Annotated in this window: 11 protein-coding genes; 4 read left to right on the forward strand and 7 right to left on the reverse strand. The window is 68.8% G+C overall.

Translation table 11 applies throughout. The annotated features are described in order from the left end of the window. Nucleotides 1-15: 15 nt before the first annotated feature. From R3A49_11385 to R3A49_11395, 3 genes are all read left to right on the forward strand, one after another. Nucleotides 16-1,683, forward strand: a complete 1,668-nt coding sequence (locus R3A49_11385) for an NAD(P)/FAD-dependent oxidoreductase (GenBank protein ID MEZ5171336.1) — start codon at nucleotides 16-18, stop codon at nucleotides 1,681-1,683. Nucleotides 1,684-1,833: 150 nt separating this feature from the next. Continuing rightward, nucleotides 1,834-3,567 carry an NAD(P)/FAD-dependent oxidoreductase gene (locus R3A49_11390; protein ID MEZ5171337.1) on the forward strand — a complete coding sequence of 578 codons (1,734 nt, stop codon included), beginning with the start codon at nucleotides 1,834-1,836 and terminating at the stop codon, nucleotides 3,565-3,567. Nucleotides 3,568-3,577: 10 nt separating this feature from the next. Then, complete coding sequence (locus R3A49_11395) at nucleotides 3,578-4,765, forward strand: DUF1214 domain-containing protein (protein ID MEZ5171338.1); 1,188 nt, start codon at nucleotides 3,578-3,580, stop codon at nucleotides 4,763-4,765. A 91-nt stretch (nucleotides 4,766-4,856) separates the two neighbouring features. Here R3A49_11395 and ric read toward each other — a convergent pair whose 3' ends face one another. The 7 genes from ric to R3A49_11430 all read right to left on the reverse strand — a co-directional run bounded on the left by ric (nucleotide 4,857) and on the right by R3A49_11430 (nucleotide 9,971). Further along, a complete protein-coding gene (gene ric, locus R3A49_11400) occupies nucleotides 4,857-5,564 on the reverse strand; it encodes an iron-sulfur cluster repair di-iron protein (protein MEZ5171339.1) in 708 nt (235 codons plus the stop codon). A 106-nt stretch (nucleotides 5,565-5,670) separates the two neighbouring features. Further along, entirely contained in the window at nucleotides 5,671-6,087 is a 417-nt protein-coding gene (locus R3A49_11405) for an Rrf2 family transcriptional regulator (protein MEZ5171340.1), read from the reverse strand. A 98-nt stretch (nucleotides 6,088-6,185) separates the two neighbouring features. Further along, nucleotides 6,186-6,584: a hypothetical protein gene (locus tag R3A49_11410; protein MEZ5171341.1), complete on the reverse strand. Its 399-nt coding sequence runs from the start codon at nucleotides 6,582-6,584 to the stop codon at nucleotides 6,186-6,188. 202 nt (nucleotides 6,585-6,786) lie between these two features. Further along, on the reverse strand, nucleotides 6,787-7,356 hold the full coding sequence (locus R3A49_11415) for a TIGR03086 family metal-binding protein (protein ID MEZ5171342.1): 570 nt from the start codon (nucleotides 7,354-7,356) through the stop codon (nucleotides 6,787-6,789). 100 nt (nucleotides 7,357-7,456) lie between these two features. Beyond that, nucleotides 7,457-8,578 (reverse strand): DUF222 domain-containing protein, encoded by a 1,122-nt coding sequence (locus R3A49_11420; protein ID MEZ5171343.1) that lies wholly within the window; start codon nucleotides 8,576-8,578, stop codon nucleotides 7,457-7,459. A 289-nt stretch (nucleotides 8,579-8,867) separates the two neighbouring features. After that, the gene (locus tag R3A49_11425; GenBank protein MEZ5171344.1) at nucleotides 8,868-9,383 is read right to left on the reverse strand and encodes a shikimate kinase; all 516 of its coding nucleotides are present in this window, start codon (nucleotides 9,381-9,383) and stop codon (nucleotides 8,868-8,870) included. 18 nt (nucleotides 9,384-9,401) lie between these two features. Further along, entirely contained in the window at nucleotides 9,402-9,971 is a 570-nt protein-coding gene (locus R3A49_11430) for a TIGR03086 family metal-binding protein (GenBank protein MEZ5171345.1), read from the reverse strand. Between the two features lie 135 nt (nucleotides 9,972-10,106). Between R3A49_11430 and R3A49_11435 the strand changes: the two genes are divergently transcribed. Further along, complete coding sequence (locus R3A49_11435; protein ID MEZ5171346.1) at nucleotides 10,107-10,889, forward strand: hypothetical protein; 783 nt, start codon at nucleotides 10,107-10,109, stop codon at nucleotides 10,887-10,889. Nucleotides 10,890-11,023: the final 134 nt, after the last annotated feature.

Below are 11,023 nucleotides of genomic sequence, written 5' to 3' on the forward strand. Positions count from 1 at the left end.
CGTGAAGGGAAAGATGTGAAGGAACTGGTCGGGCAGCCCCATCCCCAGAGCTTCTTCTCCGAGTTCCCCGCGCAGAGCGAGTGGGACGCCGTCGTGATCGGCGCCGGGCCCAACGGCCTGATCACCGCCGCGTACCTCGCCAAGGCCGGGCTCCGGGTCGCGCTCGTCGAGCGCCGCTACGAGATAGGAGGCGGCCTCGCCACCGAGGAGATCCTGTTCCCGGGCTACTACTCCAACATCCACGCCGTGTACCACATGATGGTCGACTTCATGCCGGTGCTGCGCGACTTCGATCTGAGCCGCCACGGGTTGGTCTGGATCAAGCCCAACCTCCAGACGTCGATGGTGTTCGAGGACGGCACGTCGCTGCTCCTGACGCGCATGCTCGAGGACACGGTCGACTCGATTCACAAGTTCTCGACGAAGGACGCCGTCACGTTCGGTCGGGTGATGCGGAACTGGCGCAAGATCGCACGGGAAGTCCTCGCGCCCGCCACCTACATCCCGCCGATGGCACCCCTGGATCTCACCGAGGTGATGCAGCGCACCGAGTCGGGCACCGAGCTGCTCGAGCTCAGCGAACAGAGCCCGCTCGACATCATCACCGACACGTTCGAGGACGACCGCGTACGTGCGCTGATGCTCTACACGGCGTGCATGTGGGGGCTCGACCCCCGGGAGAGCGGCGTGGGGTTCTTCGTGCCGCTGCTCCTCGACCGCGGCATGAACAAGTCCTACTGCCAGGGCGGGTCGCACAAGCTGGCCGGGGCCCTGGCGCGCGAGATCGTGCAGGCGGGCGGGTGCATCCTGGACTCCTCCCAGGTCAACAGGATCACCATGCACGACGGAGCGGTCTCGGGCGTCGAGCTGTGGGAGGGGCGCACCCTGCGCAGCCCCGTCGTCATCTCGAGCCTCGATCCGCAGACGACCTTCCTCGACCTCGTCGGCGCCGAGAACCTCCCGGGCCCCCTGAAGGACGACGTCTCGGGCTGGGAGTACGACAAGTGGAGCTACAGCACCCTCCACGTGGCCACCGAGGAACCGCCCCGGTACGCGTGCCGCGACACCTCGGTCGACGAGGCCTTCATGACCATCGTCGGCTTCGAGAGCACCGACCAGCTCCTCGCCCACTGGGACAGCGTCGTCGCGGGCAGGATCGACCTCGAGGCCTTCGGCGGCCACAGCACCTGTCAGACACACCTCGACCCGCACCTGAGCAGACACCCGGGCAGGCACGTCTCCTTCTTCCAGACCCACGCTCCCTACGACATCGAGGGAGGGTGGGAGGCGCGCGGCCCCGAGCTCGAGGAGGCGGTTCTCGCCACGTGGCGCAAGGCCGCCCCCAACATGACGCCCGACAACCTCATCATGACGGCGCAGGAGACCCCCGAGGACATCGAGATCCGTCTCCCGAACATGCGGCGCGGCTCGATCAAGCACGGCGACTACAACCCGCTCCAGCTGGGCTGCTTCCGGCCGAACCAGGACTGCTCGGGCACCGACACGCCCATCGACGGCCTCTACGTGTGCGGTGCGTCCACCTACCCGGGCGGTCTCGTCATCGGCGGTCCGGGTTACCTCGCCGCCAACAAGGTCGCCGACGACATGGGCGTCACGAGGTGGTGGAAACCGACACCCGAGATGGACAGGTACACCCGGACCTACCTCTCCGACGGATCGTGACGTAGGGCACGGGACCGATCACACGACGGAACACGGGACCGGACCACGCGATCGGGGAGATGCCGGCGTCACCTGAGGTGTAGACAGTCTCCACCCGGACGAGCCGGACGAGCCGGACGAGCCCGGATGAGCCCGGACGAGGAGGAGTGAATGCACGACTTCGACGCCGTCGTCGTCGGGGGAGGCATCAACGGGCTGACCACGGCGGCGTACCTCGCCAAGGCGGGCATGTCCGTGGGCGTCTTCGAGGCGCGGGGGCAGTGCGGGGCGCACTGCGACACCGTCGAGCTGGGACGTCCGGGGTTCCTGCACAACACCCACGCCCAGTGGCTCGTCCCGGCGATGAGCCCGGCCATGAGCGACCTCGACCTCGGGGGATTCGGTCTCGAGCTGCGCGGCACCGACGTCCTGTTCGCCAAGACGTTCTCCACGGGTTCGAACGTCGTGCAGGCGCTCGACCCCGCGATCACCGAGGCGAGTCTGACAGCGGCGTCCGAACAGGACGCCGCCGTGCAGGCGACGATCGCCTCCTACTTCGCCGAAGCGCTCGACGAGACCCTCGACCTGAACCGTCAGCTCCTCTACGGACCGCCGACAGCAGCCGTCCTGGACCGGCTCGCCGCCTTCGACGACGCCCTGCTCGCCCGCCTCGGGCTCTCCCTCACCGGCGACGACGTTCTCCGCATGACGGGAATCGAACTGCTCGAGCTGCTCTTCGACTCCGAAGAGGTCCGCACGACGCCCGCCGCGCTCGGCGAGTTCACCGGCCAGTGGCCCACCCGCCTGCGCCTCGGTGCCCTCGCGCTCAGCCTCTCGGGACTCCAGCCGATGGCCGTGCACACCGCACGGGGCGGGTCGCACGCGCTCACGCACGCCCTGGTCAAGTGCGTGGTCGCGAACGGCGGTGAGGTCTGGGGCACGTGCCCCGTCGAGCGCATCCTCGTTTCCGACGGGAAGGCGTCGGGGATACGGCTCGGCCCCGACGCGCTGCTTCCGGGCGAGGAGATCACCGCCGGCGTCGTGGTGTCGAACCTGACGCTCGCCCCCACGTTCCTGCAACTCGTCGGCGAAGACGCGATCGGCGCCGAGCGGTCCCGGGCCATCAAACGCTTCAACTACGACGACCCGCAGCTCCTCGCGGTCATGTACGCCCTCGAGGGTGATCCCGAGTTCGCCTCCGCCGCCCACGACCCCTCCATCCAGCGCGCCTGGGTGGGCTACTTCGGGGGCGAGACCCTCGCCGAGATGCGCGGCGCCTTCGCCGATCTCAGCTCCGGCGTGATCCCCGACGACGTCATGGGCGGCTGGTTCATCCCCACCCGGGCCGATCCCGCCCAGGCTCCGCCGGGGTGCCACACCGCCTACGTGTGGATGAGCGTCCCCCCGTGCCCGAGGCGCTGGCGGGGGTCGAGGCTCGACGGCTGGGACGCCTGGCCCGGGCTCGCCGAACCCCTGGCCGAGGCCGTCACGGAGCGCTTCGGCGAGTACGTGCCGGGCTTCGGGGACCTGATCGCCGAACGGCACGTGATGACACCCCACAACCAGGAGATGAACAACCCCTCCGCCGTCCGGGGAAACATGATCGGCGGAAGTGCGATCCCCGAGCAGTTCGCGGAGAACCGGCCCCTCCCCGGCATCGTCGAGGGAGGCGTGTCGCGCAGCTTCCTTCCCGGGCTCTACCTGTCGAACTCGATCCACCCCTACGGCGCCACCCACCTCGCCTCGGGCTACCTCGCAGCCGTGGAGGTCGCCGAGGACCTCGGGTGCCGGGACGTCCCGTGGTGGCGGGCGCGTCCTCTCGACTGGTTCCTCGAGAACCTGGGCACCGTGGCGCTGAACCTGGGCGTCGACCGTCGTTTCGACCACGCGTCGGCGACCGGATGAGAATGGCGGCGTGACCACCTCGGCGCCCGACGACTCCGACCGGTCCGACGACTCCGACGACTCGAACGACCCGGACGGCAGCGACGCCCGTGTCCTCGACGGACGCATCTGGAGCGACTTCTGCGCCGCGCTCGAGGAGGCCGGCTCGGTCGTGCTGGCCGACTCCGTGCCGATGGACACGCAGGATCGCGCCGAGGGCTGGCGTTATCTCACGCGCCTGACACGCGCCTCTCTCAACTTCTTCCTCGAGGTACCCGACCCCGAGGCTCCCGCCTTCACGCGCGCGGTCGACGAGACCATCAAGATGGGCATGGACAACCCCGACAACGTGTACCTCGCCGCGCCCGTCAAGGGTGAGTTCACCTACCGCCTCACCGGCGTGCGGGGCACCGTGCACTACCTCGGATTCGGCACGCAGGCGGGCGGGTACGGCAAGACGGGCTCGCTCGACACGACGGGCTACCTCGAGGCGGACGACATCGAGGTCGACGCCGATGGAGGTTTCGAGATCATCGCCTCGGTGGAGAAGCCCCCCGATGCGGTGAACTGGCTGAAGATGGCGCCCGAGACCCGCATGATCCAGATCCGCCAGACGCGTGTCGACCACGAGAACGAGGTGCTGGCGCAGGTGAAGATCGAGCGCATCGACGGCCCGAGCGCCCCGCGGCCACCCACGCCCGAACGGATCGACAAGGCGCTGAGCGAAGCCACGATGTTCGTCCAGGGTGCGTCACAGATGTTCGCCGCCTGGACCGAAGACTTCCGCACGGTACCCAACACACTTCCCCGCTTCCCACCCGAGACGGCGCTGGCGGCGGGCGGCGACCCGAACATCGCCTACTACCACGGCTGGTTCGAGCTCGACGACGGCCAGGCGCTCGTGATCGAGCTCGACCCGCCCGAGTGCGACTTCTGGAACGTCCAGCTCGCCAACTACTGGCTCGAGAGCCTCGACTACCGCTACTTCCCCGTCCACCTCAACCAGGGGACGGCGCACTACCGACCCGACGGATCCGTTCGTGTCGTCGTCGCCATGTCGGATCCCGGTGTCCCGAACTGGCTCGACACCTGCGGGCACCGGCACGGCACGATGTGCGTGCGCTGGATCGGCGCCGAGGAGCATCCCGAGCCCGTCGTCCGCGTCGTCGCACTGAGCGAGCTGCGCGACGACTCCGACGACTCCGCCGGGCCTTCGTAGCAGCCCGGCAGTTCAGCGGTAGTTCAGCGACAGCCCGGCGGCCGTTCGGTGGCCGTTCGGCCGTTGGTCCCCGCGAAGTGCTGACGGTCCGTCAGCGCGCGTCCGTCGCCAGCTCGTTCTCGCGTGCGAGCACGGCGGGGAACAGCACGTTGTTCTCCTTGTGGACGTGGAGGTGCGTGTCGGCCTCCAGCTCCTCCAGGCCCCGGTAGAGGGCCTCGTAGCTGGCGCAGCCGTCGGACGGTGTGCGGTAGCCGTCGGTGACCCGGCGCAGCGTGGCGAGCAGCTCGCCGGCCTGATCGTGCTCCATCAGCATCGTCCGGATGGGGTTGTTCAGCGTGCCGCAGTGGAACGACGGCGCGGTCGTGGCCCCGTCGAGCTCGCGGATCATCGGGAACAGGACCTGCTCCTCCTTTCGGAGGTGCGGGTCGAGGTCTGCGTGCAGCGCCCGGAAGTTCGTCGCCACCTCGTGCAACTCCGGGTGGCGCTCGGCGTGGACGTCACGGACCTTCTCGGCGAGCGCGGCGAGCCGGGGGAGCTCGTCGTGCAGGTAGCGGTGGTGGGTCGCTTCGAGGTGGTCGACGAGCTCGGCCGGCCCCATCGTCGTCCACGGCGCCTCATCGGAGGTGGCAACGGCGTCGATCTCCGCGCGCACCTGGTCGGGGTCGAGCCCCTGTCGGGCACAGGCCTCGTCGAAGGAGTCCTGCCCGCCGCAGCAGTAGTCGAGCTCGTGGCGCTCGAGCACCCGCGCGGCGGCGGGGTTGTCGTCGACGATGGCGGCGAGGGTGGTGGATGTGGTCATGGTGTTCTCCTGTTGTGTCGAGACCGCTGGAACGAATGTGCGAGGGACGATGGGAGGGATCGCGACGACCCTGCGACAGGTGACGCGTGGTTCCGGGGTGAGCGGGTCATGGTGCGCTCCGTTTGGCGGCGACCGCGGCCAGGGGCGTCTCGGCGAGTTCGGTCAGCAGGTTCCCCCGCGCCCGCACCCAGGCGTCGTGGAGCGCACACTGGCCGTCGCCACTGGTGCACGCCCGGTCTTCGAGGACGCAGCGGTCGCGGTCGGTCTCGCCCTCCACCGCCTCGACGACGTCGAGCACCGACAGGTCGGCCAGCGATGCTGCCGCGGCGTAGCCGCCGGACCGCCCGGGCTCGGAGCGCACCCATCCGCGGTCGACCAGCGGCGTCATCGCCTGGGACAGGAAACCGGGCGACGCTCCCAGCACGTCGGCGAGCTCCGCCGCCTTGCGCCGCTCCCCCGACTCGGCGAGCACGAGCAGCGCCCGGGTCGCCAGATCGGAGCGCCTCGTAACCTCTAATCTCATAGTACGAGACTATACGATACTTCCCGTCCTGTCGAACGGCTCGGACGGGGCGCCCGAGCGAGGACCCGGGAGGTGCTCCCGACCGATCCGGAGCCGCTCTACAGGAGCCGGGCGACGGCGGCCGACGCTCCCACACCGGCGAGGATCGTGGGCACCAGCCACATCACCAGACGCGACTGCATGGCGTGCATCTCGCCGATCAGCTCGTGGCGGAGCCCCTGCATCTGATGGTCCACCGCCGCGAAACGTGCGTCGGTGCGTTCTTCGAGGGCTCCGAAGCGCGCCTCCAGGGCGTCGCAGCGCGCATCGAAACGGGCCTCCAGGGCCCCGAAGCGGAAGTCCATCCGTTCCTCGAGGGCGTCGAGGTCCCGCTTCGTGGCGACGTCGGCCCACCCCACAGGAGGAAGCATCTCCATCAGGGTATCGGCGGCCTCGTCGTCCCACGTTTCGCGGGCGACCTCGTGAAGGTGGTGGCGGGTGTGCTCGTCGATGGCCATCTCGTCTCCCTGTCGTCTGCGTTCACGGGAGCCAGATGGCCGGGCTCCGAGCCTCGACACACCATAGGGGGACTGTGTGACAGCAACCCCCGGATCCCGGTGGGAGCGGCGGACGAAGTGGACGTCGTTCTCGTCGTGGCTGTGGAGGTGCCGTCGCGCAGGTCGGAGTGTCCGGCGGCGACACGCCGTGACGCCGATTCGCTCAGACGGTGCGCCTGAGGAAAGCCGCGAGCTGGTCGGCGGCGCTCGAACCGGCGGGGGCCGGCTGTTCGGGACCGAAAGGCGCCTGACCGTCGGGGCCGCGGAACTCGTCCTGGATGTTCGCCCGCGAGACGTCGAGCATCCCCTGGGCGAACTCCGGGTCGAGGTCGGTCGACTGACCCGTCGCCTTGGCGAGGTCCCAGCCGTGGACGAAAGCGTCGGTCGTGGCGAAGCCCATGAACACCGGAGCCGGGATCTCACCGAACGGAAGGCTGAGCGTCTTGTCGCCGGCCTCGGGGCTCCCGAAGGCCTCGGTGACGTTCGCGACGCCTTCGTCGAACGACGCCAGGTAGTCGCCGTCGGTGAAGTCGGGGGTGTCCGACCCGTCGCTGTCGGAGGTTCCCGACTGGACGGCGCCGGCGGCCCACATCGCTCCCCCGATCATGTGGTTGATGAGCTCGCGGACCGTCCACGACGCGCACGGCGTCGGGTCGTCCATCTGCTCTGGTGACACGTTGGCGAGGACGCCTCGCGTCGTCGCGTAGGCCTGCTCCATCGGTGCGGTGTCCATGAGTTCCTCCCGGCTCGAACCTGCGGAGCATAGGTGGAACCTCGCCAACGTGGACGTCCCTAGGGCGGTTTCACGTCCAGTCGTCCGTCGCCGGTGAGCTTCACGGTCCAGCGGTGCTCGTGGACCTTGGTGTGGTGAGCCCGGCAGAGCAACACGAGATTCTCGACGCAGGTGTCGCCGCCGTGCGCCCAGTGGACGATGTGATGTGCGTCGGTCCTGCCGGGCGGTCGGTCACATCCCGGCCAGGCGCACCCGCCATCCCGTACGACGAGTGCCCGTCGGATGTAGGCGGGCACCGTCGACATCTTGCGACCCACGTCGAGCGGCTGGCTGACGCCGTCGGTGACGACCCGCACCACACCGGCGTCGCAGGCGAGGCGACGAGCAGCCTCACCGCTGAGAGGGCTCCGTCCTCCAACTCGGCGGCGGGCACACCGGCAAGGCGTGTCAACGTCTCGAGGTCGACGACGACCGACACCTGAGGCCGTTCGCCGCCCGTGCTCGGGAGTTCCCCGGTGCTCAGTGCCTTCTCGCACGTGGCGACGAGCGCGTCGGCACGGCGACGCGAAGCGCTCCGCGGAGGCGTGTCGGCAGGATCAGCGACTTCGCTGTCGGTGCCGCCGGGTACCATCAGCGAGTCGAGTGCTGTTCTGACGATGGTGCCGCCCTCGACGTCGAACTCACCCTTCAGATGGAACCGTCCGTCGAGCGACTGCGACATGTGGAGACTGCGTCGCGCCACGGACTCAACTTCGTCGGCAACGACGACCTGGGGCTCCACCGCGTGGCGGAAGTGCGTTGCCACCCTCCGCAGGTTCGACGGGTCCATCTCGCGAGCGGAGTCGACGAAGATCTCCTCGCCGGCTGCGATCGCCTGCTCGATCTCAGCACGATCGACCCGGGTGGAACCGTCGAGGCCGTCGGTGAGCTCGGTGCCCGACACGATCACGGCAACGTGGTCACGCGAGATCACACCTTCGTCGAACGCCTCGGTGGTCCTCGGAAGCTCCACCAAGCGGCGTGCCACCTTCACTCGACTCGACGCCGCGGGACCCGTCATCCGGCCGTGGTGACGAAGCCATGCCTGTGGCGACGCCATGCCGTCGAGCTTCCATTCTCCCGACCGGTCGAACTCACGCAGCCTGGCGACGAAACGAGCCTCCAGGCGGTTGATCTCTCCCTGGAGGTCGAGCAGCTTTTGACCCAGTGGACCGGCCGGCACCGCGGGTGGCGCGGGCGTACGACGAACCCGGGGAACGCGGGGCACGCCAGCGGTGGCCGCCCCCAGCCCCCTGTTGTCGCCTCCACCAGTCATTCCTCACCCCTTCCGGTACCGAGCCGCGCGCAGTCAAGCGCACGCGGCCGTAGCCATCGGGGGAAGAGACCGACCGGCGGAAACACCCGCCGGATCGACAGAATCAACCTAACAACCGGGTGTGACATCGAAGGGTCCATCTGGGTCCGGGGCGAGCTCCGAGAAATCCGGGAAACTCCGGAAGGAGCCCGACGGATCAGCGTCCGACGGCCTCGACGACCTGTGCCGCCAGGTCGGCAGGCGTTGCGTCCGCCACGTCGAGGACGAGATCGGCGACCTCTTCGTACAGAGGCCCACGGCCGTCGAAGAGCCGCGCCAGGGCGTCGGCGGCGTCCTCAGCCAGCCACGGCCTGCCCTCACCGTCGCCGACACGGGCCGTGAGCACCTCCAGCGGTGCGCGCAGGTAGACGACGAACGCCTCCTGCTGCATCCGCTCCCTGGCGTCGGCGTTCTCGATCACACCCGCGGCCACGCCCGCCACGACCGGCGGAGCGATCGCCAGGGCTTCGTCGAGCGCCGCATCCTCGGCCCGACGCAGGGTCGTCTCGTCGGCCTCGCCGAGCACCTCCGGTGTGGGCTTTCCGGTGGCACGCTGGACCAACTCGTCGTTGTCGAGGTAGCGCCAGCCTGTCCGCGCCGAAACAGCGCGCCCTACAGTCGTCTTGCCGGCACCCATCATCCCGACCAACAGAATCCGGGGCGGCGACGTCACCCCTCGGCGCCCATCGGCTCAGACGCTGCGTCCGAGAAAAGCGGCGAGTTGGTCGGCCGTGGTCGCGCCGTCGGGTGCGGTCTGTTCCGGACCGAACGGAGCATCGGGGTCGGGCCCGCGCCAGTTGTCGTCGAGGTTCTCCCGGGACACGTCGAGGAGCATCTGCGCGAGCTCCGGCTCCAGGTCGGTCCCCTGGCCGGTCGCCTTGGCCAGGTCCCATCCGTGTACGAACGCGTCGGTCGTGGCGAGGCCGTAGAACGCCGAGCCCGGCATCGTGCCGAAGGGCAGCGTGAGCATCTTGTCGCCGGCGTCGGGCTTGCCGAACGCCGCGATCGCGCTCTCGACGCCCTGGTCGAACGCAGCGAGGTAGTCGCCGGCGGCGAAGTCGGGCAGGTCGGACCCGTCGTCGTCGGAACCGCCGGACTCCACGGTGCTGCCGAACCACATCGCGCCACCCACGATGTGGTTGACCAGCTCGTTGACCTTCCACGACTGGCACGGCGTCGATGCGTCCATCTGATCGGGTGAGACGTTCGCGAGAACGCCTCGCGTCGACGCGAACGCCTGCTCCAGCTCTTTCGTCTCCATTGGTCCCTCCCGGCTCGAGTCCGTGGAGAATACGTGGGGCGCCCCAACGACGAAAGACGGAGGGTGCGCGTCGGACGCGACGAGTCCCAGGAGGGGAATACGGTCGTCGCAGCAACTCATGGAGGAGTGTCCGCGGTGCGGCTGATCATCTGGAACATGCACCACTGGCGGCAGCCCGCCGACACTCGGCCGAAGGCCTGGGAGTGGCTGAAGCAGAACGCCGACGTGGCGCTCGTGCAGGAGGCCTCTCCCCCGGATGAGCTCCGGTCGGAGTCCTTCCAACCGATTCACGACACGCAGGACTGGGGCTCCGGCGTCATCGGTTTCGGTATCGAGGTCGAGGTCATTGCGCAGGCGCGCGGGCGTGCCAACAAGCGAGACTCTGATCTCCTCCAAACGTGGCCGGGATCGGTTGCGGTCGGCCGGGTCGATGTCGGCGGGCGTCGGATCACGCTCGTGTCCGCCTACGGAGTCATCGACAACGGCTACGCCGTCACGACCGTCAACAGGATCCTCACCGATCTCGTACCGCTGTTCGACGAGCCGAGTCTCGGCAAGTACGTCATCCTCGGAGGCGATCTCAACATCACGACTCAGTGGACAGGAAGCGACGAGCGGTATCTGCCCTGGCACCGGGCAGCGTTCCAGCGCATCGAAGCCTTCGGGCTCCGTGACTGCCTCGACGCGTTCAGGGCCGATTGCCCTCTCGAAGGCTGCGGATGCACCGACGGCGACGTATGCCGCCACATCCACACCCACGTCCACCAAGGATCTGACCGTCCCTGGCAGGACGACTACGTCTTCGCCAGCGAGCCGCTCTTCAACGAGAACGTCCTCACCCACGCCGAGGTACTCGACACTCCCGAGCTACGAGACCTGAGCGACCACCTCCCCGTCGCCGTCGGTCTCACCCAATAGGACGTCGGAGAACGGAACTGGTCGTCGCGACCTTCCCATTGGCGACATGTTCTCCAGCCGATCGGATATCTCCAGAGCCTGACCGGCCCTCGATGGCCTCGCCAAGGGTGCGCGCTCTCTGAACGGAACCCTCA

This window comes from Acidimicrobiia bacterium, assembly GCA_041394025.1.
Taxonomy (GTDB): domain Bacteria; phylum Actinomycetota; class Acidimicrobiia; order IMCC26256; family JAOSJL01; genus JAOSJL01.

Coding starts and splice junctions, on each gene's coding strand:
- R3A49_11390 (MEZ5171337.1), top strand. CDS start 1,834: ATGCACGACTTCGACGCCGTCGTCGTCGGGGGAGGCATCAACGGGCTG.
- R3A49_11405 (MEZ5171340.1), bottom strand. CDS start 6,087: ATGAGATTAGAGGTTACGAGGCGCTCCGATCTGGCGACCCGGGCGCTG.
- ric (MEZ5171339.1), bottom strand. CDS start 5,564: ATGACCACATCCACCACCCTCGCCGCCATCGTCGACGACAACCCCGCC.
- R3A49_11410 (MEZ5171341.1), bottom strand. CDS start 6,584: ATGGCCATCGACGAGCACACCCGCCACCACCTTCACGAGGTCGCCCGC.
- R3A49_11415 (MEZ5171342.1), bottom strand. CDS start 7,356: ATGGACACCGCACCGATGGAGCAGGCCTACGCGACGACGCGAGGCGTC.
- R3A49_11430 (MEZ5171345.1), bottom strand. CDS start 9,971: ATGGAGACGAAAGAGCTGGAGCAGGCGTTCGCGTCGACGCGAGGCGTT.